Genomic DNA, 24252 nt, shown 5'->3' with positions numbered 1-24252 from the left:
AATTGTATTGAATGGGTTAGTGATGTCTTGTTAGCATTGATTTAGAGTGCTCCCAATCTATTATCGGGAGAAATATTTACTAATTAAAAGTAAAAAAACATGACTCAAACCTACCTTTTAGAGTGGCTGGATTCAGTGGTGACCCTAACTCTTAACCCAAAAAGAAACGATGTTAATCAAATTAGTTCGGTTCAGTTAAAAGCTATAAGTGAAAAAGCAGCTCAAGAAACGAAGCTGATCCAGTCCCAATTTACAAATCAGGTTTTTTCTTTGACTAAGGAAAAACAGATTAGGATATTTCTTGAGAATTATCATACGGCCCTAATAGATCTTTTGGATAATCTAATAGGAACCAAAGATGAGAATAATTTTGAAAATGAAGACCTAAAGGAAGCTAGCTCTATTTTAATTTCATGTGTTGATGAACTGATTACTTTTGTTCAATCCAAGTTTACCAAATATTTGAGTTTGGATTCCAGAATACCCAAAACATATCACGTAGACTCACAAAAGAAAATAAGACAAAAATTGGATAAGTTAAAAAACAGCCCAGTTTATAATGGATATGATAAAAGGGTTATCGATATTATTTATAGGGAACTGTATTTTTTCTTCAATTCGAAGAAGAACAAAAAGGTTACTTTTCGGCAAGTCTTTTATAAAAAACAATTGGTTAAAGAGTTGGAAGCGCTAAGAATGGAAAGCAAAGGAGAAAAGTTATATACTGATTTAGAACGGCTTCTAATTTATATGAATTTTAACAGCAGGGAATATGTTAATAATTTAACGAAAAGTATTTCGGAGAAAATAAATACACTTCAGACAAAAGCAGAGCGGATCGACAGCCTCCATTTTCATCATAAAGAATTCAACCAAATGCAGTCGCACCAGAGCTTTATTCTTTATCCGGACCATCAGAATTTAAAAACGATACTTGACAACTGGTTCCATCAGGAAATTTTGTATTTAGAAAAGACGATGCAGTTTTCTGAAAATATTGGCGACCTTAAAAAAATCAATCAGGCTTCAACTTTCGAGCAGGATCGCGTTAAAGTTAACTTATCCATAGACCAAATCGCTCTTATTCTAAGAGCATGTGATGAATCCCGCTTGTTGGAATCCCGTTCTATGAGTATGGTTTTTAAAACTATAGTTCCTCATCTTTCTACACCTCAGAAAAAGGAGCTGTCTTACGATTCGATGCGAAGCAAATCATATCATCCCGAGGATCGTGATAAAGATGTTGCTATTAAGGCTTTGGAACGAATTATTAAGCATATAAAGGAGCTTTAATTTTTGAGTTCTTTGAATTTTAGTTTGAATGAATTTTGATGTATTTAAAAAAAATAACCTCCTTGAATTGGATTTCAAGGAGGTTTTCGTAATTGTATATCTGTTATAGTATTACATATTATGTTTGGATGGTTGTATGGTAATTTCTAGTATTAACCAAACAATTCACGATCTCTTACTTTTTTAATATCTGAATAGTATTCGTCCCACCAAGGTTTTTCACTATCCATTTTCGGAGATTTTGATAAGCACAATGCTCTTCCCGATTTTTTGGATTCTTTGGCTGCTACCCTAAAATGATAATGATCAAATATTCTAAGCGCTTCTATCATGTATGCAATTGCAATTTTTCGGTCTTTGATAAAGAGTAAATTTTCTCCGTTTTTTTTATCTGCGGTTGGAGAGAAATTATAGGAGCCTAGATAAACTCTGGCAGTTGGCTTATCAAAATCAATTACAACAAATTTATGATGCATCCGTGTTCCTGTCCCTCCAGTTGGTTCAGATTTAAATGGTTCAGGAAAGCCCTTGCTTATTTCAGACGGATAAACGGGAGAAACATTGCCATCAGGTTTTTGTAAATCCAGTCCTCCAACTTTTTTATCAGAGATTCCATAAACAAAAATTTTATTGTCATTGGTAAGTCTTGTAACAGCATCCCTTATGGAACCGGAAGTTTGAAATAAAAAGGCAAGCGAGTAGAAAAGATTGGAAGTTGTTTTGTTTTCCATGTCCGTAGCAATTACATCTAAAAGTGAATTTGAATTAGAATGGGGAGAAAAAGAGGCTTTAATATCAATACCCTCAATTCCTATATCATTCCATTCAGCTGACGGAGTCTTTCCATATTTTTTGGCATCATCAAAATTCCAATAATTGTCAAAGGCTTCAAGGAAGGGTTTTATAGCCTTTTCACCTCTTATAATGACAGCATTATTTGCCTGAACATAAAAACCTCTCCAGGTAAAATTAGTTGAGCCGCAAACAGCTGCTTTCACCTTTGGACCATTCACCACAATTGTCTTATTATGTTGCAATTGGCTCATGTGGTGTCTTTTGACCTTATTATTTGTAGATTGTTTAAGTCGTTCCGAAGCATCCGTCTCAGCAGAATCTATTTCACCATGATCGCCACTGTTGTCAATTATTATTTTTAATCGGTCTCCCAACTGAATAAGCCTGTTAACAACCTCAGGCTGATTAAGATCATATGCTACCACTCTGACTTGAGCATCCTTATCATCAATAGCTTCATCGAGCAGTTTTAGGATTTCGTTCACTGCTTCAAATCCCATCCATGGTAATGCTTCATCTGCTTTTGGATGATTTGGTTTAAAATCAAGACCGAATTTGGCTTTAGGTGGGAGTAAGGCAGCAATTCCACCATCAGCTTCATATTTGTCAACAAAGGCTTGTGAAGAAACAAAACCGCGAGTAAAGGATACATTTAATTTACCAGGATAGGTTTCACGACTTAGTGCGATTTCAACTATTTGAGATTCTCCATAACTTAATTCGTCATTACTGCCCATAAATACGGGTTTAACCATATAGCTGAAGTTTCCTTTCAAATCTGCATTTCTGGGAAAATGAACCCATCGGAACTTCTGAAAAGGTGCTTGGAGGGAGGAAATGCTTTCCTGGCTTGCTTTACCCTTTTCATTGAGGAAAGAAAGTCGGTTTTTTAGGGCAAAATATTTATCTCCCCCAGGTTCTTTGTATTCAATGGAAAAACCAACAAAATCTTTGGGAGGTTCAGTGTTTTTCCAGTTCATCGCTAGTAAAAGCATGCCTTCTCCGCGATATGCTTTTAATGTAAAGAGCGCATTTTTGTTAGTACCTGTAATCAGGAAATCGGATGTCTCGTTTGCAGCCATATGATTTTACTTATTATTGTTCAAGATTCTCTTAGTTTTTAATGCTTTAGTAATCGGTTGTTATACTGTTTTTTTAATATTTATTTTTTGTAAGTATTTCAAATATAGTTAATTATAGTTATTGTTTGGTTTTGTTTGTCACTTTAATTCTTACAATTAATAAAAGCTTAATCTCAGTTAGATTAATGTTCTACTTTTCTCAAATTGAACATGAAATATTGTGGTAATAAAATTATAGTATCCAGTTGGTCTAAACTTATTTTAAACCTTAAATAAAATTTAGGATTCTTTTGATTTTTAGGTATTCTTTAAGGTACAGTAGGGTACAAGAAAAAAGTTGTACTTGTAGAAAGTCCATTCTTGTAGTTCCTTTGACTTACAATTAACTAGGAAGTTAATGTTAAAGTGGTGTTTGATGTAAGGGAGAAGATGTTTAATGACTAAAGAGAATTATTATGCTTTCAACTATTTCATGGGGTAATTATTTAATTACAATTTTGGTTTTAACCGCGGTGTGGTATGTTTTTGTGATTTTTTATTATTATTCAGAAGATGTAAAAGGAATTTTTAGTGGACAATCCAAGGGCATTTTTCTTTTAAGAAGTAAAAACATTGAAAATATTGAAGTCCTTTTTTCAGAGGAGATTCAATCTTCAAAATCAGATCAGGATCAAGAAGATTTATCAATTTTATTGGTGAAAGCTATTGAAGAAAGTTGCGAGCTTAATTTTTCAAATGAAGAACTTAAAAGCCATTTAAAATTAATTCTCCATGATTATCCGCAGGCTAATAAACCTTCAGAACGAATCCAACTAAATAAACTTATGGTCTCAGAATGCGAAAAGCACCCACAGCTGATTTTAACTTATGCCGAGGTTGATGGTTTGTGGGGCTGAGACCAAATAATAAAATAGAATAATGCAGAGGAGTATCCCTGTTCGCTCAAGTGCGGTATGGCGAAATGTGACAAGGAGGTAGAGGCTGAAACGGCGGTATTTCTCTGCTATTTTTTTACTAAAATTTTAATTTGTAAATGATCAGAGATGAAAGAAAGGGAAATTAAATTAAAGAGTTTTAGTAGGGGGCTAAAACCTTTGGGCGCGATTAAAATACTATTTTTTCTAATATCGGTTTCGACCATGGCTCAAGATGGAGTAGCCGGTATCAACGAAGCCAATCAAAAGGTTAGGAGTTATTTTGATGCGGGAACCGAACTGATGTATGCTGTGGGAGCCATACTTGGATTAATCGGAGCTGTAAAAGTATATCAAAAATGGAATTCCGGAGATCCCGACACTGGTAAAGTGGCTGCGGCCTGGTTTGGTAGTTGTGTTTTTCTTGTAGTGGTGGCAACTGTGATCAAGTCCTTCTTTGGCGTTTAGTTTTTAACGGAGAAATAAGGATAGCTGATGAATTGCAGTGTGTATAAAATCAATAAAGGAATCAATCAGAGTATCGAATTTAAAGGATTGAAAGCGCAATACATCTGGTACTTGGGAGGAGGGGTTGTGTTATTGATGATTCTATTTGCGATATTATATGTGATGGGGATCCCATCGATTGTTTGTGTCGCTTTTATTGTTATTGCTGGATCTCTTTTGATCTATAAAATTTACAATATGAGCAATAAATATGGGGAGTACGGATTGATGAAGACTTTGGCTGGCAAACAAATTCCAAAACATATAAAATGCAATACTCGAAAAATATTTATTAGGTTTTAGAGGGCGGCTTTAAATGATAATAATGAGAGGTGATGGAGACGAAGATGGACGATGTACTGCCAATTATGGCGGTGGAACATGACTGTATTTTATCAAAACAAGGGGATGTAACTATCGTATTTAAAGCAGAACTACCGGAGATTTTTACCTTATCGGATCAGGAATATGAAGCATTTCATCAAACCTGGATTAAAGCTGTAAAAGTGCTTCCTAAACGATGTGTCTTTCATAAGCAGGACTGGTTTTTAGAAAGCGCACATCAGGCAGATTTTACCGGTACGGACAATAGTTTTCTAAGTCAAAGTAGTGAACGTTTTTTTAACGAAAGGTCTTTTTTGAACCATTCGTGCTATATCATGTTGACAAAAAAGCCGGTTACAAGAAAGAGCTCTAGTTCTTTGTTTTCAAACCTGATAAGACGATCGATTGTTCCCGAAGAAACTTTAAAGCCACAATTGTTACAGGATTTTATTGACTGTACCGGCCAGTTTAAACGGATTTTGGAGGATAGCGGCTTTGTAAAACTCACACGATTAGTGAACAATGACCTAAAAAGCCAAACCCGCTCGTTAGGGTTAATTGAACAATATTGTTTTTTATCAGATGGGAAAGACCCTTTTATCTATAATGATATCAAATTTGATAATGGTTTAGAAGTTGGGGATAAATATTGCCAACTCTTTACCTTAGGTGATGCTGTTGATCTGCCTGCCCTATGTGGTTCTAGAATCAATTTTGATCGCTATTCGACGGATAGGACAAAATTCAGTATCGGATTTGCATCGACTCTAGGGCAGCTTTTGTCCTGTAATCACATCTATAATCAATACCTGTTTATAGAAGATGTCCAAAAGGCCATTCAGAAGTTAGAAAGCAAACGTCTTCGTTTACAGTCATTATCGGCTTACAGCCGTGAGAACCTGTCTGCAAGAGATGCTACAAACGATTTTTTAAATGAAGCTGTTTCCCAACAGCGATCACCTGTAAAGGCACATTTTAATATTTTGGCCTGGTCGTCCAATAAAGATGAATTAAAGGATATTAAAAATAAGGTCTCGTCGGCACTCGCCCAAATGGATACGGCTGCCAAACAGGAAACAGTGGGAGCTGCTCAAATATACTGGGCAGGGATACCGGGGAACGAAGCTGATTTTCCAATGAATGACACTTTTGACACCTTCATCGAGCAAGCGGTTTGTTTTTTAAATATGGAGACTGGTTACGGTTCTTCACTCAGTCCTGTTGGCATTCGTTTGGGCGATCGCCTTACCGGAAGACCTGTTCATGTGGATATCAGTGACGAGCCGGTGAAAATGGGAATATGTACCAATAGAAACAAATTCATTTTGGGGCCATCGGGAAGTGGAAAATCCTTTTTTACCAATCATATGGTTAGAAGCTATTATGAACAAGGAACGCATATAGTGTTGGTTGATGTAGGACATAGTTACAAGGGATTGTGCGATATGGTAAACGGCTATTATTTTACCTATGATGAAAAAAAACCAATTCGGTTCAATCCATTTTACATCGGAGAGGGAGACAGTTTGGATACGGAGAAAAAGGAGAGTATTAAAACACTGCTTTTGGCTTTGTGGAAAAAAGATGACGAAACATTTAACCGCAGTGAATATGTGGCTTTGTCCAATGCTTTGCAACTTTACTATGAAAAATTGGAAATTCAAAGTACTATTTTTCCCTGCTTCGATACCTTCTACGAGTTTTTGAAAGAAGAATTTGTTTTGATTTTAGAAAGCGATAAGGTAAAAGAAAAGGATTTTGACGTCAACAATTTTCTTTATGTATTACGACCTTACTACAAGGGTGGTGAGTTTGATTATCTGCTCAACGCGACGGAGAACCTGGAGCTTTTAAAGGAACGTTTTATTGTTTTTGAATTGGATAATATCAAAGACCACCCAATACTTTTCCCGGTGGTGACCATCATTATCATGGAGGTTTTTATAAGCAAGATGCGAAAACTAAAAGGTATCCGTAAAATGATTTTGATTGAAGAGGCTTGGAAAGCCATTGCCAAAGAGGGAATGGCAGAGTACATCAAATACCTTTTTAAAACGGTGAGAAAGTTCTTTGGTGAAGCCATTGTGGTTACTCAGGAAGTCGAAGATATTATTTCTTCCCCGGTCGTCAAGCAGGCTATCATCAATAATAGCGATTGCAAAATCCTACTGGATCAAAGTAAGTATCAAAACAAATTTGATCAGATACAGGAATTGTTGGGACTTACTGAGAAAGAAAAAGCATTAGTACTATCGGTTAATAAGGCCAATGATCCAACTAAGAAATATAAAGAAGTATTCGTTTCATTAGGAGGGATGCTTTCCAAGGTATACAGAACAGAGGTTTCATTGGAGGAATATCTGGTTTATACCACAGAAGAAAGTGAAAAGGTGAAAGTACACACCTACGCCCAAAAGTACGGAGGCGATATCAAAAAAGGTATAGCTGCATTGGCTTTTGATTTGAGAAATGGAAATTAAATGAAAAAGAAAAATGAAAGTGAAAACAAAATTAATTGCCGCTGTGCTTTGTTTATTTCTACTATCTACCCCAGCACGGCCTGCTACAAATGTCACAGCACTACCTATCTTGGAGCTTGTAAGACAGGTCGCTATTAAAGTAATAAAAGCCATTGATCTCCGGATTCAGCGTTTGCAGAACAAGACCATCTGGTTGCAAAACGCCCAGAAGAAAATAGAGAACATCTTATCTAAATTAAAATTGAATGAGATTTCCGAGTGGACACAAAAGCAGCGGGACCTTTACAAGGAGTATTACGATGAACTGATGAAAGTCAAATCAGTTATTGCCTATTATCAGCGAATTAAAGAGATCACCCGAAAGCAGGCCAGACTGGTGGACGAGTATGAACGGGCTTGGAAATTATTTAAGCAAGACAGTCATTTTACGGCTGAAGAGCTTGAATATATGCAGCGGGTTTATACAGGAATTTTGGAAGAAAGCTTAAAAAATATGGATCAGATATTTTTAATACTTGATTCCTTCACGACCCAAATGAGTGATCTAAAGCGATTGGAAATTATTAATAAGGCTGCAGACCAAATCGATGCTAATTATGATGATTTATTGCTGTTCAATGACCAGAATAAGATGCTAAGTCTTCAGAGGGCTAAAACAGAAGTTGAGGCTCAGAAAGTGAAACAATTTTACGGAATCCCTTAAAACTAAAGAAATCATGAAAAAGAATGTTTTATTGTTAGTGGCGACACTTATTTTTCATCCGGGACTACATGCTCAAAATAAACAAATAAAAGAATTGTTACTTCAAATTGCCGCTCTACAGGTTCATATCGATTATGTCAAAAAAGGCTATACGGTAGTCAAAAAGGGACTCAATTTTATTGGAGATGTAAAGAAAGGAGAGGTTAATCTGCATAGCGGTTATTTTAATTCTTTAAAACAAGTTAATCCAAAAATAAGAAAGTACTACAAGGTCGCTGAGATTATTTCCTTGCAGCTCAAAATTGTGAAAATCTATAAAAGGACTCGCGAGCAATTGCGGGTAAGTGATTTATTTCATGGTGATGAACTGGATTATATCGAACGTTCCTTTGATAGGCTCTTAGCGGATTGTGATGATGTATTGGAAGTCCTTATGGAGGTTACACTGGATTCCAAACTGAAAATGAAAGATGATCAGCGAATTATACGGATTGATGAGTTGTATGAAGCAATGCTGGATAATTATGCCTTTTGTAAATCATTCAGCGAGGAGAGTTTAGGGCTTTCATTTTCGAAAGTTCATGAAAATGAAGATGTTAAATCCGCTCAATTACTTCATGCTTTATAAAATCAATAGTTATGAAAAAGATTTTTGTTTCAACAATATTCACCTTAGTTCTGCTTCTTCCGATAAAAGGATTTTCTCAAGTTCAGGAGATCCAGCAATTGATTCTGAATATCGAAAAGTTGGCTCAATTCAAAGAGATTCTAAGTGATATGAAAAAGGGATATGATGTTTTATCGGGAGGCTATAAGGCTGTGAAAGATATGTCCCAAGGAAATTTTAGCCTGCACAAAACTTTTCTGGACGCCCTTTTGCAAGTAAGCCCAGCAGTCAAGAAATACAAAAGGGTAGGTGATATTATCAATTATCAGATTCTTTTAGTTAAAGAGAGCAAAAAGGGCTTAAACAGGTTTCGAAAAAGTGACAGCTTTACCATTCAAGAGTTGAATTATTTTGAAAATATTTATGGCAATTTACTCAATCAAAGTCTTAGAAATCTTGATGAACTGACCATGGTTATGGCTGATGGAAAACTTCGGATGTCCGATGATGAACGGCTGGAGGCTATTGATAAGATCTATATGGAAATGCAGGACAAATTGCATTTTCTGAAAAGCTTTAATGCGTCGTCTAATATTTTGGTGCTGCAACGAACAAAAGAGGCAAATGACGCACAGGTGTCGAAAAGTCTTTACAAACTAAATAACTAGAGCTATGGTTTTATTTAAGATTAATCAAAGGGCTATTCTTATAATTCTTGGAGTGCTATTCCCTTTTATGACACAGGCTCAGAGTTTAGGAAATGACATGAAAAGCCTTCATTTTGTTTTGGATCAACTGTATGATGAGATGATGCCTTTATGCAGTAATCTTTTGGCTGTGGGGCAGGGAATAGCGGGATTTGCAGCGATATGGTATATAGCTTCCCGGGTTTGGAGGCATATCGCCAATGCAGAGCCCATTGATTTTTATCCTTTATTCCGGCCTTTTGTTATCGGGTTCTGTATAATGATTTTTCCATCGGTATTGGCACTTATTAATGGAGTCATGAAGCCGACAGTTGCCGCTACGGCGGCAATGGTAGAAGGATCAAATAATGCAGTAGCTATTCTTTTGAAAGAAAAGGAAAAAGCAATCAAACAAACTGATCCCTGGAAAATGTACGTTGGACTGGATGGTACAGGGGATAGGGATAGGTGGTATAAATACACCCACGATAATGAAGATCCTTCAAATGAGGATATGTTGTCTGGCATTGGAAACGATGTCAAATTTGCTATGGAAAAGGCGTCCTATAGTTTTAGAAATTCGGTAAAAGAGTGGATGAGCGAAGTATTGCGGGTATTGTTTGAAGCAGCAGCTTTGTGCATTGATACACTCAGGACTTTCCAACTTGTAGTACTTTCCATTTTGGGACCATTTGTTTTTGGTATTGCAGTGTTTGATGGCTTTCAGCATACCCTTACTGTATGGTTGGCTAGGTATATCAATATTTATCTTTGGTTACCGGTAGCTAATATTTTTGGAAGTATTATCGGGCGAATTCAGGAACTGATGCTAAAATTGGATATAGCTCAGGTGCACAATACCGGTGATACCTTTTTTAGCAGGACAGACATGGCGTATCTCATTTTTATGATTATTGGCATAATAGGATATTTTACCGTTCCCTCAGTAGCCAATTATATTGTCCATGCCGGTGGAGGTGGTGCTCTTGGACAGAAGGTGACCAGTCTCTTTGGAGGAGCAACTACTTCAGTGATCAACAAAGCATCCCAAGGGGCCGGAATGGTTATGGATTCGATGGGGAATGGCGCAGGGAAAATGTCACAAAGTATGTCTACATCGGCAGGAAACTCACCCTATTTTCAGGATAAAGAAGGATACATGGGAAGTAAGCTAAAAGGAAATTCGAATTAAATTAAAAAGCAGGGGTTATGTTTACCAAAATGAAAAATGTAGATTCGGCTTTTAGATACGTGAGAGGTTTTACAATTCTAATTATAATTAGTTCTGTGGTAATTAGCATGTTTGTTATCTACAAAAGCTTTAAGTCAATAAGTAAGATGCAAGACAAGATTTATATCCTCGCTAATGGGAAAGTCTTGGAAGCTTTTTCTTCTGATCGGAAAGATAATATTCCGGTTGAGGCAAGGGATCATGTCAAGATGTTTCACCAGTTTTTCTTTATTCTGGATCCTGACGATAAAGTCATAAAGGGCAATCTATCAAAAGCACTATATCTGGCTGATGATTCTGCCAAAAGGATTTATGATGATTTAAAAGAAAACGGGTATTACTCGGGAATAATTTCCGGAAACATCAGTCAAACGATCCAGATAGACAGTATCAACGTAGATATAAAAGATTACCCATATCATTTTAAATGTTACTCAAAGCAAAACATTGTTCGTACAACCAGTATTCTAATACGTAGCCTTGTCACGGAAGGCGATCTTCGAAGTGTATCCAGAAGTGACAATAATCCTCATGGTTTTCTAATTGAACGTTGGAATACTATTGAAAATAAGGATTTAGCTGTTGAAAACAGAAAATAGTGAATTATGGGGTCTATATTCAAACGAGGTCAAGTTCAGGAGGTGTTTGAAAAGCGTTATCAGTTTGTACAACATTTATGGACTAAGAAAATGACCAATATAACATTGGGGATGTCTAGGATGAAACTAATTTGTTTACTGTTTGCATTTGTGGTTTTTAGTGGAGGTTTTTTTGTTTACAGGATTATGGAATCCTTTTCAAATACAGCTTCAGTTTCACTGCCAATTTCTTCAATTTCAAAGGTAATTGCACCAATGAAGACAAACAATAGTACTTCAATAAATACTTTAATTAATGAATATGAATATTCTAAAATATAATTATTTAATAAGTATTTAGATAGTATAAAAAGTGATCCAATGAGGAAAAAAATCTATGACAATATTAAGAAAAATAAGGGTGGGCTCTTAGATAGTCTAGCTTTTGGTGAGCAATATTATTATATCAATTTTAAAGAGAATGAATTATGGAGAAGAAAACATTATCATTTAAAGAATTAAAAAAACGCAAGATGCTTTTAATGCTTCCATTGATCACCTTGCCATTTATTACCCTTTTGTTTTGGAGTTTTGGTGGAGGAAGGACTATTGCAAGATCAGAACCTAATAAAATAAAAACAGGCTTCAATGCCGATCTTCCTGTTCCAAATTTCAAAGACGACAAGGACTTGGATAAGATGAGTTATTATGACAAGGCTGCTTCAGACTCGATAAAACTACTGGAAGAGATGAAAAAAGATCCTAATTATTCCAATGAAATCACTGAAGAAAATCCTTTGGAAGACAGGAATGATGGGGAGATGAGATTAAATGATTTTCGAAAAGAGAAAACAGCACTAAACTCAACTTCTTTCAAACCACGAAATGAAGAGAAGGTGTATCAAAAATTAAAAGCATTGCAAAAGCTGGTAAATCAGTCTTCATCCGATCCGTACAATGACCAAGATATGGGAGAGTTTGAAAATAAAAGGCTGTCTTCGTCAGAATCAAGCGATATGAATAAGCTAGAGCAAATGATGAGCACTATGAGTCAGTCCCGGGAGCCAGACCCTGAGCTCAAGCAATTGGGAGGCATGCTGGAGAATATACTAGATATACAGCATCCTTCGCGGGTTGAGGAGCGAATAAAACAGTCAGCTGAGAATAAAAAGGGAGCTGTTTTAACGGTTGATAGGTTAAATATGGAAAACACTATAACATCACTAGAAAGGAAAGGAAGTTATCAAAATGCATATTCAGAAACCAATTCATTTTACTCCCTTGATGAAGATGCAGGTCAAAATGAAAGGCAGAATTCAATTGAGGCTGTGGTTCACGAATCTCAGATTATTGTCAGTGGCTCCATAGTTAAACTTAGATTAAGCAATGATGTCAATATTGGACAAATGATAGTTCCTAAAAATAGTTTTCTGTTTGGAACGGCGGCAATCAGTGGGGAGCGTCTACAGGTTAAAATCAATACCATCAAATATAAAAATTCCATTTTACCCGTAGAGTTATCTGTTTATGATATGGATGGAATTGCAGGCATTTATATACCAGGTGCTATCAATAGGGACGTAGCTAAAGCTTCGGCTGATCGTTCCATTCAAAGTTTGGGATTATCCGGTCTTGATGATTCCTGGAAAGCCCAGGCCGCAGAACTCGGTATTGAGGCCGCAAAAAGTCTTGTGAGTAAGAAAGTAAAGTTAGTCAAGGTGGTCGTAAAAGCCGGATACCAAGTTTTGCTTTACGATGAGAAACAAAAGAATTTAAAATAACGAAAAGAGAAAAGATGAAAAATAGCAATTGGTTAATGATGGTGATGTTGGTTCTGACAGCTTTATCGGGGTATTCACAGTATAATATTGAGAAAAAAATGTTATTGAGAGAACAATTTGAAAATCTTCAGATAGGCTATTCAAAAACGACTAGTATTATTTTTCCTTATCCTATTAAGAGCGTAGACAGGGGCAGTTATAACGTTTTAATTCAAAAGGCAAAAGGAGTTGAAAATGTATTATTGCTTAAGGCGGGACAGAAAAATTTTATTCAAACTAATCTAACAGTTGTGACCACGGACGGGAAGCTGTATGTTTTTGTTTTGAATTACAATGAGGAGTGCCCTGATTTGAATTTTAAAGTAGATAATTCAATTGGTCTAAATAATGAGATTTTGTTTTCCCTTGAAAATGAAAACCAAAAGACAATAGAACAATATGCCGATTTGGCCTTATATAAAACAAAAAAAATATATGGACTGAAACGAGAAAGGTTTGGTATTAAACTTCAGCTCAATGGATTATTTATCCATCAGAATGCAATCTATCTTAGATTAATATTGGAAAATACTTCGAGTATGAATTATGATGTTGATCAACTTCGTTTTTTTATTTGTGACCAAAAAAAGTCAAAAAGAACAGCATCACAGGAAATTGAAATTTTTCCATTGCTAACTTCTTCGGTCATTTCAACAATTTCGGATCAGTCTGAGGTTACCGCCGTTTTTGCACTGCCAAAATTTACAATTCCGGAAAAGAAGTATTTAACCATTCAACTAATTGAAAAGAATGGGGGAAGGCAAGTTCAACTTGACATAAAGAATAGCGATCTAAATAAAGTTGAGATATTGAATTGAATGCAGTATTAATCAAAAAAATAAATATCATGAATCAGAAAAATTTAGAATTTCTTAGGGATCAGTTGAAATACACTGGATTTGGTGAAACACTTGAAAATGTTTTGAAAGAGAAACTGGAAAAGGGTGAAACAGAATTCAAAATACGACATGAAGTCGTCTTGGGAAAAGATGCCTTGTCGGCGGATTTGAATTTTAAGAAATCGGATCAATCCGATATGTATTTCTTTAATTCATATAAAGTCAATCTTTATAAAGACCAATCTAAAGAAAACCTGGCACAGACTTTCTATATTAATAAGGATAGCAATATCACCTTAAAAGAGTCCTACAATTTACTAGAGGGACGCTCTATCAATAAGGATTTAAAAAATAGGGAGGGAGAAGTGTATAATGCCTGGCTAAAAATGGATTTTAAAGAGGCTGATGCTAATGGAAACTTCAAAATCAACCAATATCATCAAAATTATGGTTACGACCTTGAGGCCAGCCTATCCAAACATCCGATAAAAGAACTGCAAACACCGGAATACAAGGACGACTTACTTAACTCATTGAAAAAGGGAAATATCCAATCCGTTACGTTTGTTGTTGATGGCGCTGAAAAGAAACATTTCGTTGAAGCCAATCCTCAATTTAAAACGGTCAATGTTTATGATGGCAGTATGCAAAGACTCAACAATCGAGAAAATAAAGAGCAAAAGCAAGGTGAGGGTCAAGGACAATCTTCTGTTAAAGATGCAAAACAAAAAGAAAATTTGAATTCGGCAGACCCAGAGGAGGGTGATAAGAAAAATAAACAAAGAAAAAGTAAGGCTAAATCATTGTAGAGATTATGGATACTTTAAAACCTTTATCTGACTTCTTTTCAGCCATTGAAAAGGATTTCCGTATCGGCACAACGCATATTGCCATTTATGCCGCTTTGCTTGAATATAGAGTCGGTAAAGGTTTTATTAACCCAATAGAAGTGTATCGGTATGAGATTACATCTCTGGCGAAGATTTCCTCTCCTTATACCTATCATAAGTGTATTAAGGATTTGAATGATTATGGATATTTGAAGTATGAACCTTCGGTTAAAAAGACACAAGGGAGTAAGATTTATTTTCTAAATAATTAGAGTAAAAGAATTCTTGAAGAGGCTGTATAAAAGTCTTAATTATCTCTTTGGTAATCATAATTTTGCAATAATTATCTGGCGGGTGCCCGAATATAAAAGAGGCTGTCAAACTTTTGTGACAGTCTCTTTTTCTATTTAAATTCAATTCAAGATGGAGATGGAAGATGAAGAAAAGAATGCAAATGGTAAAATTTCGCCTGAAAAGGCAATGGAAATGTTAAAGTCTGAGGGTATGAATGTTACGATAGAAGAGGCAACTGAAATTTTGCTATTTTTACGAAAAATGGCTCATATAGCCGTATCAAAATTTTTAGAATCATGAGTACTATTGCAGATTTATATATACGTGTAAGCACAGATGAGCAAGCAGAAAAAGGTTATTCTCAGAGAAATCAGGAAGAAGTTCTTAGAAAGTATTGTACACTTAATTTTATAGAAATTCGTAATGTTATCTATGAGGATCATTCCGCAAAAACTTTTAATAGACCGCAGTGGAATAAACTGCTCCTTGGTTTAAAAAAACAAAAAAATAAAAGTGATCTGGTATTATTTACAAAGTGGGATAGATTTAGTAGAAATGCAGGGGATGCTTATCAGATGATAAGCATATTACGAAAATTAGGTATCGAACCTCAGGCAATAGAGCAGCCACTTGATTTATCAATTCCTGAAAATAAAATGATGCTGGCTTTTTACTTGGCGGCACCTGAGGTTGAAAATGACAGGAGAGCTCTAAATACTTTTCATGGAATGAGAAGAGCTAAAAAAGAAGGAAGGTATATGGGGACAGCTCCTTTCGGATATGCAAATAAATCCAAAGAAGATGGAACCAAATACATTGCGCTTGTTGAGCCGGCAGCTTCTGTTATGAGATGGATATTTGAAGAGTTATCCAGAGGGATTTTTAATACAGAGCAGGTGTATCATCTTGCTGTAAGAAGAGGTTTCAAAAGAACGAAGAGTAACATGTGGGGATTAATTCGAAATCCAATTTACTGCGGTAAAATTTTTGTTCCCAAGTATAAAGATGAAGAAAGTAGATTAGTAACAGGTCAGCACGAACCTCTAATTTCTGAGGGATTATTTTATAATGTGCAGGATGTTTTAGATGGAAAATCACGCATTTACAGGCCAAAAATTAAGACTATAGTGGAATTTCCACTCAGAGGTTTTTTTATTTGTCCAAAATGCCAGAAGAAGCTACAGGGAAGTAAATGTAAAGGCAGACATAAACACTATTACTATTACCACTGCGAGGCTAAGTGTAAATATCGAATTAATTCAGAAACTGCCAATAATCTGTTTATTGAAAATCTTGAAAAATATAAACCTATTGCCGAAGTAAAAAAACTATATACTTCTTTATTGTATGAAACACATCGTGAGTTGGCAGATAACGCAAGAGAGAGAAAAAGAAAGCTTGCTGAGCAAATTAAAGATTATGAAGTAAGGCTGGGTAATGCAAGAGATCTTTTGTTATCGCTAAAAATTGATCCAGAAGATTATAAAATGATGAAAGACGACTACGGTGAACGAATTACAAACCTTGAAAGGGAATTGTCTGAGGTGGTCAATGATAAGCACAGTATTGAAGAGCTACTGAATAAAGGGATTGAGAAGCTTATAACGCTTAATGATACTTATGTGGATAGGGATTTAGCAGATAAAAGAAGTCTAATTGGTTTAATTTACCCCGAAAATTTTACAATTCGCGAAAACAAAATACAAACCGCTAGAGTGAACAAAATTATTGAGTCTATATATTTGATTAACAATGAATTGAAGTGCAAAAAAAATGGGACAAAAGATGATTTTCATCTTTTGTCCCGTAGAGTGACCTCGACTGTAGCCAAAAATAAAACATCAAATAAAATTTAATATTCTAAAAACTGAATATAGCCTTGTTTTTAAAGGGTTTGTATCTTTTTATATTTTGTTTGATTATGTCTTAATATGTAAGTTGTTGGCTAAATGTTGGCTTTTTTTATATCTTTGATTAAAAAAAATGGCGACAATTAATTTCCTGCTTCAGTCCAAAAATAATCCTGCTAATATTTATGTTAGGTTGTCTGATGGCCGAAAAATTGACGTTAAAACCAAAACAAATTTTATTATTGATCCTGCTGATTGGAGCGATGTAAAACAGCGGCCAAAAAACCTGAAAAATGCTGCTTTAAAAAACCTTGATTATGATCTACAGGAACTGCGTACAAATCTACTGAATTATTATAATAAATCGGCTGAAGAAAAAAATCTAAATTGGCTGAAAAATTTTTTAAATCCAGTAGTGGAAAAAGAAATTCCAAAAGATTTGATTGGCTATTTTGATTATTATTTGAAAGAACGTGAAAATGAATTGAATCATCGTACTGTTTTAAAAATAAAAGTCGTTCAGAATAAATTAAAGCTTTTTCAGAAAGAGAAAAAAACAATTTACCTGGTAAAAGATGTTAATGATAAATTCAAAAAAGATTTTGAAAAATATAACATTGATAAGGGGTATTCTCAAAATACGATTCTGAGTAATATTAAAGAAATTAAAGGGGTTTGTTATCATGCATCGAAAAAAGGGTTAGAGATTAATTCTGAATTGGCGACAATAAAAACTGCTCAGAAAAAAGCGGTTAGTATTTATTTGACGTTTGACGAATTGGAAAAAATTGAAAAAACCGACCTGAAAATAAAAGAATTGCAGGATGCTCGGGATTGGCTGATTATAAGTTGCTATTCCGGGCAAAGGGTGTCTGATTTTATGCGTTTTAAAAAAGAAATGATCCGTACACAAGGAAAAGTAAAATTGATTGAATTTACGCAGCAAAAAACGGGTAAAATAATGACTTTGCCGCTACATCCAAAAGTTTTGGCTATATTGGAAAAAAGAAAAGGGAATTTTCCTGATGCGACTACCGATCCCAAATATAATATTGCGATAAAAAATGTTTGCAAAAAAGCGAAACTGAATGAATTGGTTTACGGTGGTAAAAATGATCCTAAAACAAACCGAAAAGTTTTTAAGGAATATCCAAAACACGAACTAGTTACCTCCCATATTGGCAGGCGGTCATTTGCGACAAATTTTTACGGAAAAATACCAACTTCGTTATTAATTTCGGCTACTGGCCATAGTACCGAACAAATGTTTCTTATTTATATTGGAAAAAGTAATTCCGATAAAGCAATTCAATTGGCTGATTATTTTTAATATGCTTTTTTTAGATTATTAGTTTGTTTGGGAGTGATAAATGATTATTGAATTAAAATTCATTTTAAACATGTCTGCTCCAATTTTGGTTTTTTTGTTTTTTTAAATGAAAAAAGCACTTGGATGTGAAAAATGTATCCATTTGTGAGTTATGAAGTTGTAATTGATCTTTAATTCCGTTTCCATAAATACCGATACATAATTCTGATAATGTTGGATTTTTATATATTTTTAAAAATTCTTTCCCCATTTTCATAGTGCAATATGTTGTTTTGTTGGTGAAAGGCTTTTTTAATTTTGCTCTTAAAAATTCAGATTCAACGACGTGTTTATCAAACATAATGTTGTGACCAACTATTGTTGTTACTTTTTGACAATCTAATTCAAATTTATGTAATGCGTCTAAAATATCAATTCCTTCTGTATTTGCTTTTTCTGTTGTAATTCCGTGAATTTTTACTGCATGGTCTGGTATTTCTGTTTCTTGTTTTATTAAAAAATCCCCTTCACAAATTAAATTTTCATTTCTTGAAAATACACCCCAGCTTATACTGACTATTCGAGGGAAGTTTTCTGGGTTTTCTTTCATGCTTTTAACTGATGGTTTAATATTTTTATCTAAAATTAAACCTGTTGTTTCTATATCAAAAATTAAACAATATGGTTCGGCGTTAGAATTAGGTATGAAGTTAAGATTTTGTGTAGATTTATTTTTGTTTATAGAAAAAAGTGAGATGATTAAAACAATAGTTCCTATAAATAAAATAAATCCAAATAAAAAATTTAGCATAATGCTTCTTGTTGAAATTATTAATCTTTTCTTAATTTCCAAATAGTCCCGTCGCTAAATGCAACTTCATAAGCTCTAGCTGAAATTATTTTTTTTGCGTCTTTTGAGTGTATGGACCATGTTCCGTAAGATGATTTATTTGGGCTTATTGGTTCGTCTGTAAAGCCTCCGCCTTCTCCTAAAATAGATAAGTTGCCCATGTCTGCTGGTTCATGAAAAGCATTTTCACCATACCATTCAAATCTAATTGATTCTATTTTCTTTTTTGAAATATTTTTATAGAATAATTTAATATTTTTTGAGTTGGAATATTCCTCTTTGATTAATGATGATTTTGTGATTAATATTGGGCTTTTTGATTGGCCGGTTGTATCTAAATAAGAGGCTTTGGTGGAAGAATTAAGCATGCTGTCAACTCTTTCTTTGGCTAATTGTGAAACTTTTAGGCTATCCAAAAGATATTTATTTCTTTCTGAGTAATCATTTTCTTTTTTGTTGCATGAAAATAAAAACAAAATCGATAAAAAAAGTATAATTTTCTTCATAATATTTTTTTATCAAATATACTTATTTTTTACTATTAATACTACATTTCAAAATTATCATCAAATTCTATATTATTTTTTCTCAATATTCCTTGTAAACGAATAACTTCCAACAGTAGATTATGACATTTTTCTTTGCAATCAAGAAGGTCACGCAGGTCCTTTTGTTGATCGTTATTTCTGTATTCACTTGTTGGTTCTTTTACTTGGTTTGTTTTTCCAATTTCACTTGCTAAAACCTTATTTTCTAAAAATTCCAAAATGGTATTTAGTGAGTTTTCTTGTGGATTTTTTGACGTGCCATTAATAATTCTTATGATTCCGGCTTCGGTTAGGGGTGTGTTTTTAGCTATATCATAAGCAGTTAGGTCTAATTCCTTTACTTTTTTTAGAATAATATTAAGCTTTTCTTTTTTGGTTAATCCGTACATAGTCAGGTAGTTAAGTTTAATTGTTTGGGTTTTTATTTATTTATTTTAATTAATATTGAATTTGTATAGTAATTATTACTATATTTGTATAGTAATAATTCACAGAATATTAATAACAAATATACAAAAGTCATGCCAACTGATACTATTTTGAAATTAAAACAGCGAGATTTTAAAACGTTGAAACGATTTAATACTGCGTATGCTCAATCTATTCTATTGAAGAGTTTTTTTGAAAAAGGATTTAAATCGTATGATGCGCTTAAGGCAATTGTATTGAATTACTATCCTGAAATTTCTGAAAATCGTCTTTGGGATTTTTGGCACTTTAGAATTCTTGATGAAGAAATTTCCGAAAAATTAACAGATGTTTTTGAAAAACTAAAATCTGAATAATTATGGAAGCGATTCAATTTATAGGTACTACGCCTGAAGCTTTACAGCAAATGATTATTGATTCAATGCGTGAATTGTTACGTGTAAAAGAAGATGAAGTTTTGCTAACTCAGCAAGAAGTCGCTGATTTTTATAAGGTAACGACTCAAACGATAATCAAATGGCAAACGGCTGGAATAATTAAAGCTTATGGTATTGCCAGTGAACGCCGATACAAAAAAAGCGAATTGATGGATAATCTTATCCAATTAAAGTAAAGCAATTTTTTAACCCAAATTATAAAGCCATGAATTATACCGATCAGCAAGAAATTAACAACATCGAAGTTGTTGAGCCTGAAATTTTATCGTGTGGCAGTGCTACCGAAGTATGTGATCCTGAGGATTTATTTGATGTTATCGAACAATGTAAAATTTGTGGGAGATGTGTGTAGATTATGGAAGTATCGTGCTGTTTTATTTGCTATGCATTGCCGATGTACTGCTATTTGTGTTCTTCATTATCAGTGTGATTTCATTTCATAAAGAAGTGAAAAAGTATGATAAAATGATTGAGTCCTACGAAAAAGGTGTTTTTAAACTTTAAAAATAAACCTATAAAAATTACTAATCATTAAATTATAGAAAACTATGATATCAAATAAAAGTCAATCTAGCCCATCTATTTTACAAGGTGATGGCTATATCTATTCTGTCCGCCAAAATAGAATAGATGTTGTTAATGAAATAATTGCAAAAATTGCATCATTAGATAGAAAATTTTTTGAGTATAAAGGCGATGTTTCGAAAATTTTTCAAAGACACGGAAGGCTTTATATGTTTAATGAATACAATAAGAAAGATATGTGTTTGTCTACTAAATATGGACGCAAACCGACAGGATTTACTCACGGAGGAACGCTTTGGGGATTAACTAAAGATTTTAAAGAATTTATTGTCTCTGGCAAAAAATCAAATGGTGAAAATGGTTATGGCGGATTATATTGTTCACATTGGGGATATTCTTCTGAGTCAATGGAAGAGATTCGAGAAACAGCAAAAGTTCTTGGTTATCTATAAAGTTAAAATAGTAAAGTTATGATAGAAATTATGATAGACCTAGCCTGCATATTGGTAATTGCAATTGTTGTGGGTGCGTATTTTACGCTGTTTTTCATTTTGTATGGGCTTTCTGTATGTTTTTGGAAAATTCATATTAAGAAAAAACAACTTTTGAAAGAGTTTTATGATGAATGTCAGCACGATAATTTGGTTTATACAGATGTACATCCTGAAAAGCATTTTAAGTGTACTGATTGTGGGGAATTGTTTTAAGTAATCAATAAAAAATAAATATAAAAATGGAAAAACAAATTTTTTAAAGTGATTCGCCCGAAGAGCGATTGCGGCTATTGAAGGACAATGCCGATAGAACGGAAAGTTTTAATTATTCCCGTGAATTGAGTAACGGTGAAATTCAGGAACTACAATCGCATTTATCTCAGGATATGATTACGGTTGATAAGGCTGAACAGGTTTTGAAGGTAGCGAAGGAAGTTTTTAAAGCAGCAACAAAACCGGTGAAACAGGAAATTGCCAAAAACCTCCAAATGATTCGTTCACGGGTTGAGGAAGTGAAGGAAGATGTCTATTTAATAAAAGACATTGAAGCGGGTAAAATGGGCTATTATTCAAAAGCGGGGATTTTGGTTTTCGAACGCAATCTTACCCCTGATGAAATGCAATATAGTATAACGGAACATTTAAGAAAATCTAGTTAAAAAATGGAAGAAAATTTAAAAATTACCGTAGAAAACGGTGTGAAAGAATTAGTGATTTTAAAAGGTACTGCTGAACCGGTATTTCATAAAAAAGCAATTGAGGTAAAAGGCGGTTCTATAAATTCGGCTTTGGAATACCTGTCAAAAAAAGTTGTGGACCCTGAAATTATCAAGCATTCAAAAATTGAATTTTGCTACGATGAATTGTACATCAAATTGCTGTATGATGCCCGTGAGCGAAATCCGGATTTTATTGAGGGGGTTTTGAAACTGCATCCCGATTTGAAAAAATTCAATATCAATTCCGGTAAAACATATAGTCCTTTTGAATTGTCTGATTTTATCAAAATGAATCGTCATTATTTTGAAAACAAAGACTATGCGATGAAGTTGGTTTCAAGACTAAGAGAATTTGAAGGAAACGTTAACCGTGATATTGAGGCAAAAGCAGATGGAAGAGGTAATAAACGTGCTTTGATTAATGAGGTTGTAGAGTCGAATATTCCTGAAAAATTCTATTTGGAATTGCCTGTTTTTATTGGTCAGCCAAAACAACGCTTGGAGGTTGAAATTAGTATCACAGCTTCATTTGATTGCTCTTTGGTTTCTCCTGATTTGAAAGAATTGATCGATATGCAATCAAGAGAGATTTTAGACAAGCAATTGGAAGAAATTCAGGAAATGCACCCGGAGTTGAAAATTTTTGAATTGTAAAATATGCAAACAATCACTTTCGATACCGACAAACTAGAACAGGCGATAAGCGTGGAATTTGGTTGCAGGGTTTCGGAAATCGTGAGCCTTCGGGATTCATTGGTAAAGAAAGTGATTGTTTTTATTTTGTCTAAAGCTCAAAATTACAATGCTAGGGCAATAGCTACGAAATATAGTATTTCGTATTTGTACGTGCCTACGGTGATTTTGGAAGTTGAGTTTTTGATGAAAACAAAACCTGATTTTGAAAATAAAATTAATTCTATAATTCAAAATGTCTATGAGGTTGAAAAAATGGACTGAGCAGGAAATAGCGATTTTGCGTGAAAATTGGAATATTCCGCTTCGGGAGTTACTTGTTTTTCTTCCTGATCGTGATCGAAAGCAAATATACTGGAAGCTTGGTGTGTTGGGTTTTAGGCGTCAAACTTTTAAAAGATACAATACTAAAGATGATATTTATATCAGGGAAAATTATCAAAAAAAAGGAAATTTTGAGATAGGACGTGACTTAAAGAGAACGGCAAAGTCTATCACAAAACGCATGATAATTTTGGGTTTAAAACGATCTGATGATGAGTTAAAATTTTTAAAAAAAACGAATAGGGGTTGTTTTAAACAAGGTAGGGTTTCTGAAAAAACAGTTCCAAACGGAAATTTAAGATTGACATATGACGAGACTTCAGATAGAAGTTTTTATGATATCAAAATTGATGGAAAGTTTGTTCGGTTTTCTAGGTATTTATATGAAAAATACCATAATGAAGAATTGAAACCTACGGATATTATTTTTCATTTGGATGGTGACGGAATGAATGTTTTGAAAGAAAATTTAGTAAAAATTACCCGTTCCGAATTATTGGAAAAAAATAATATGACTGATGTTGCTTTTGTCAAGCGAATTTTTAGAGTTACCGATCCTGAAATGATAAAAGAGATTATCGATAATCATCCTGAAATGATTGAAGTCAAAAGAAAAATAATAACCATTAATAAAAAAATAAATGGACGTAACAGAAAAATTAACGGCATTGCTGACTGATAAAAAATTCAGTCATAACGGTAAAGAATTGTGTTTTTTGAGTTGCAAAAAAGTGAACTCAAATATTATGGTTCTAACAAACAAAGAAACGATTCCTATACCTGTTGATCGTTTTGTTGATTTTTATAATAAAGTCGAAAAAAATTGCAGTCCGGTAAATGAATCAAAATCTTCGTTTGTTCCTGCTGAAATTCCGATTAAAAATAAGGCTATAATTGTTCCTGAAATGCCTGGCGTTTTTGGTAAAATAAATCAAAGTTTTGATAGTCTTATTGATGCTATTGAAAACGCTTCGGATGCTGATATGAAAGTTTTGGAAGTAAAGGCTAAAATGCTTACGTCTATGGCTCAAACTGCTGTTAATATGGAAAATAGCCGTATTAATTTGATTAAACTATTTAACGGTAAATAA

At 34.0% G+C, this 24252-nt stretch carries 32 protein-coding genes; 28 read left to right on the top strand and 4 right to left on the bottom strand.

What is annotated here, in order from left to right; translation table 11 throughout:
- Nucleotides 1-99 precede the first annotated feature (99 nt).
- Complete coding sequence (locus tag OZP12_RS12905; protein ID WP_281225424.1) at nucleotides 100-1293, top strand: hypothetical protein; 1194 nt, start codon at nucleotides 100-102, stop codon at nucleotides 1291-1293.
- Nucleotides 1294-1445: 152 nt separating this feature from the next.
- Here OZP12_RS12905 and OZP12_RS12900 read toward each other — a convergent pair whose 3' ends face one another.
- A complete protein-coding gene (locus tag OZP12_RS12900) occupies nucleotides 1446-3170 on the bottom strand; it encodes a phospholipase D-like domain-containing protein (RefSeq protein WP_281225423.1) in 1725 nt (574 codons plus the stop codon).
- Nucleotides 3171-3625: 455 nt separating this feature from the next.
- On the opposite strand from OZP12_RS12900, the gene OZP12_RS12895 reads away from it, so the two are divergent.
- From OZP12_RS12895 to OZP12_RS12815, 17 genes are all read left to right on the top strand, one after another.
- Nucleotides 3626-4066, top strand: coding sequence for a hypothetical protein (locus OZP12_RS12895; RefSeq protein ID WP_281225422.1), 441 nt, complete (start codon nucleotides 3626-3628; stop codon nucleotides 4064-4066).
- A 147-nt stretch (nucleotides 4067-4213) separates the two neighbouring features.
- Complete coding sequence (locus OZP12_RS12890) at nucleotides 4214-4552, top strand: DUF4134 domain-containing protein (RefSeq protein WP_281225421.1); 339 nt, start codon at nucleotides 4214-4216, stop codon at nucleotides 4550-4552.
- 27 nt (nucleotides 4553-4579) lie between these two features.
- The gene (locus OZP12_RS12885) at nucleotides 4580-4894 is read left to right on the top strand and encodes a DUF4133 domain-containing protein (protein ID WP_281225420.1); all 315 of its coding nucleotides are present in this window, start codon (nucleotides 4580-4582) and stop codon (nucleotides 4892-4894) included.
- A 32-nt stretch (nucleotides 4895-4926) separates the two neighbouring features.
- Complete coding sequence (locus tag OZP12_RS12880; RefSeq protein WP_281225418.1) at nucleotides 4927-7395, top strand: TraG family conjugative transposon ATPase; 2469 nt, start codon at nucleotides 4927-4929, stop codon at nucleotides 7393-7395.
- Between the two features lie 13 nt (nucleotides 7396-7408).
- Nucleotides 7409-8098 (top strand): conjugal transfer protein TraI, encoded by a 690-nt coding sequence (locus OZP12_RS12875; protein WP_281225417.1) that lies wholly within the window; start codon nucleotides 7409-7411, stop codon nucleotides 8096-8098.
- 13 nt (nucleotides 8099-8111) lie between these two features.
- The gene (locus tag OZP12_RS12870; RefSeq protein WP_281225416.1) at nucleotides 8112-8726 is read left to right on the top strand and encodes a hypothetical protein; all 615 of its coding nucleotides are present in this window, start codon (nucleotides 8112-8114) and stop codon (nucleotides 8724-8726) included.
- An 11-nt stretch (nucleotides 8727-8737) separates the two neighbouring features.
- A complete protein-coding gene (locus OZP12_RS12865) occupies nucleotides 8738-9373 on the top strand; it encodes a TerB family tellurite resistance protein (protein ID WP_281225415.1) in 636 nt (211 codons plus the stop codon).
- 4 nt (nucleotides 9374-9377) lie between these two features.
- Nucleotides 9378-10583: a conjugative transposon protein TraJ gene (gene traJ / locus OZP12_RS12860; RefSeq protein ID WP_281225413.1), complete on the top strand. Its 1206-nt coding sequence runs from the start codon at nucleotides 9378-9380 to the stop codon at nucleotides 10581-10583.
- A gap of 17 nt (nucleotides 10584-10600) precedes the next feature.
- Entirely contained in the window at nucleotides 10601-11221 is a 621-nt protein-coding gene (gene traK / locus OZP12_RS12855) for a conjugative transposon protein TraK (protein ID WP_281225412.1), read from the top strand.
- Between the two features lie 6 nt (nucleotides 11222-11227).
- A complete protein-coding gene (locus OZP12_RS12850; protein WP_281225411.1) occupies nucleotides 11228-11542 on the top strand; it encodes a hypothetical protein in 315 nt (104 codons plus the stop codon).
- A 146-nt stretch (nucleotides 11543-11688) separates the two neighbouring features.
- On the top strand, nucleotides 11689-12981 hold the full coding sequence (traM, locus tag OZP12_RS12845; RefSeq protein ID WP_281225410.1) for a conjugative transposon protein TraM: 1293 nt from the start codon (nucleotides 11689-11691) through the stop codon (nucleotides 12979-12981).
- A 14-nt stretch (nucleotides 12982-12995) separates the two neighbouring features.
- Nucleotides 12996-13838: a conjugative transposon protein TraN gene (gene traN, locus OZP12_RS12840; protein ID WP_281225409.1), complete on the top strand. Its 843-nt coding sequence runs from the start codon at nucleotides 12996-12998 to the stop codon at nucleotides 13836-13838.
- A 29-nt stretch (nucleotides 13839-13867) separates the two neighbouring features.
- Nucleotides 13868-14668 (top strand): hypothetical protein, encoded by an 801-nt coding sequence (locus OZP12_RS12835; protein WP_281225408.1) that lies wholly within the window; start codon nucleotides 13868-13870, stop codon nucleotides 14666-14668.
- Nucleotides 14669-14673: 5 nt separating this feature from the next.
- Nucleotides 14674-14961, top strand: coding sequence for a hypothetical protein (locus tag OZP12_RS12830; RefSeq protein WP_281225407.1), 288 nt, complete (start codon nucleotides 14674-14676; stop codon nucleotides 14959-14961).
- A gap of 157 nt (nucleotides 14962-15118) precedes the next feature.
- The gene (locus OZP12_RS12825; protein ID WP_281225406.1) at nucleotides 15119-15283 is read left to right on the top strand and encodes a hypothetical protein; all 165 of its coding nucleotides are present in this window, start codon (nucleotides 15119-15121) and stop codon (nucleotides 15281-15283) included.
- A complete protein-coding gene (locus tag OZP12_RS12820; RefSeq protein WP_281225405.1) occupies nucleotides 15280-16839 on the top strand; it encodes a recombinase family protein in 1560 nt (519 codons plus the stop codon). The genes OZP12_RS12825 and OZP12_RS12820 overlap by 4 nt, the downstream gene beginning before the upstream one ends.
- A gap of 127 nt (nucleotides 16840-16966) precedes the next feature.
- Nucleotides 16967-18163 (top strand): site-specific integrase, encoded by a 1197-nt coding sequence (locus OZP12_RS12815; protein WP_281225404.1) that lies wholly within the window; start codon nucleotides 16967-16969, stop codon nucleotides 18161-18163.
- Between the two features lie 64 nt (nucleotides 18164-18227).
- Here OZP12_RS12815 and OZP12_RS12810 read toward each other — a convergent pair whose 3' ends face one another.
- The 3 genes from OZP12_RS12810 to OZP12_RS12800 are packed head-to-tail and all read right to left on the bottom strand — an operon-like array spanning nucleotide 18228 to nucleotide 19929.
- Nucleotides 18228-18953, bottom strand: a complete 726-nt coding sequence (locus tag OZP12_RS12810; RefSeq protein ID WP_281225403.1) for a 3'-5' exonuclease — start codon at nucleotides 18951-18953, stop codon at nucleotides 18228-18230.
- A gap of 20 nt (nucleotides 18954-18973) precedes the next feature.
- The gene (locus OZP12_RS12805) at nucleotides 18974-19498 is read right to left on the bottom strand and encodes a hypothetical protein (protein WP_281225402.1); all 525 of its coding nucleotides are present in this window, start codon (nucleotides 19496-19498) and stop codon (nucleotides 18974-18976) included.
- A gap of 41 nt (nucleotides 19499-19539) precedes the next feature.
- Nucleotides 19540-19929 carry a hypothetical protein gene (locus tag OZP12_RS12800; protein WP_281225401.1) on the bottom strand — a complete coding sequence of 130 codons (390 nt, stop codon included), beginning with the start codon at nucleotides 19927-19929 and terminating at the stop codon, nucleotides 19540-19542.
- A gap of 132 nt (nucleotides 19930-20061) precedes the next feature.
- Here OZP12_RS12800 and OZP12_RS12795 point away from each other — a divergent pair, with 132 nt between their 5' ends.
- The 10 genes from OZP12_RS12795 (at nucleotide 20062) to OZP12_RS12750 (ending at nucleotide 24252) form a co-directional block, all read left to right on the top strand.
- On the top strand, nucleotides 20062-20325 hold the full coding sequence (locus tag OZP12_RS12795; RefSeq protein ID WP_281225400.1) for a hypothetical protein: 264 nt from the start codon (nucleotides 20062-20064) through the stop codon (nucleotides 20323-20325).
- A 2-nt stretch (nucleotides 20326-20327) separates the two neighbouring features.
- Nucleotides 20328-20582, top strand: coding sequence for a helix-turn-helix domain-containing protein (locus tag OZP12_RS12790; RefSeq protein ID WP_281225399.1), 255 nt, complete (start codon nucleotides 20328-20330; stop codon nucleotides 20580-20582).
- Between the two features lie 29 nt (nucleotides 20583-20611).
- Nucleotides 20612-20758: a hypothetical protein gene (locus tag OZP12_RS12785; protein ID WP_281225398.1), complete on the top strand. Its 147-nt coding sequence runs from the start codon at nucleotides 20612-20614 to the stop codon at nucleotides 20756-20758.
- A 196-nt stretch (nucleotides 20759-20954) separates the two neighbouring features.
- Nucleotides 20955-21383 carry a hypothetical protein gene (locus OZP12_RS12780; protein WP_281225397.1) on the top strand — a complete coding sequence of 143 codons (429 nt, stop codon included), beginning with the start codon at nucleotides 20955-20957 and terminating at the stop codon, nucleotides 21381-21383.
- A gap of 18 nt (nucleotides 21384-21401) precedes the next feature.
- On the top strand, nucleotides 21402-21638 hold the full coding sequence (locus tag OZP12_RS12775) for a hypothetical protein (RefSeq protein ID WP_281225395.1): 237 nt from the start codon (nucleotides 21402-21404) through the stop codon (nucleotides 21636-21638).
- A gap of 77 nt (nucleotides 21639-21715) precedes the next feature.
- Nucleotides 21716-22084, top strand: coding sequence for a hypothetical protein (locus OZP12_RS12770; protein WP_281225394.1), 369 nt, complete (start codon nucleotides 21716-21718; stop codon nucleotides 22082-22084).
- A 3-nt stretch (nucleotides 22085-22087) separates the two neighbouring features.
- A complete protein-coding gene (locus OZP12_RS12765) occupies nucleotides 22088-22798 on the top strand; it encodes a hypothetical protein (RefSeq protein WP_281225393.1) in 711 nt (236 codons plus the stop codon).
- A 3-nt stretch (nucleotides 22799-22801) separates the two neighbouring features.
- On the top strand, nucleotides 22802-23101 hold the full coding sequence (locus OZP12_RS12760; protein ID WP_281225392.1) for a hypothetical protein: 300 nt from the start codon (nucleotides 22802-22804) through the stop codon (nucleotides 23099-23101).
- The gene (locus OZP12_RS12755) at nucleotides 23079-23840 is read left to right on the top strand and encodes a hypothetical protein (protein WP_281225391.1); all 762 of its coding nucleotides are present in this window, start codon (nucleotides 23079-23081) and stop codon (nucleotides 23838-23840) included. The genes OZP12_RS12760 and OZP12_RS12755 overlap by 23 nt, the downstream gene beginning before the upstream one ends.
- Nucleotides 23803-24252, top strand: a complete 450-nt coding sequence (locus OZP12_RS12750) for a hypothetical protein (protein ID WP_281225390.1) — start codon at nucleotides 23803-23805, stop codon at nucleotides 24250-24252. Before OZP12_RS12755 ends, OZP12_RS12750 begins: the two co-directional genes overlap by 38 nt.

Source organism: Flavobacterium aquiphilum (assembly GCF_027111335.1).
Lineage (GTDB): Bacteria > Bacteroidota > Bacteroidia > Flavobacteriales > Flavobacteriaceae > Flavobacterium > Flavobacterium aquiphilum.
Note: the sequence above shows the minus strand (reverse complement) of the source record. Positions and strands in the feature narration are given on the sequence as shown.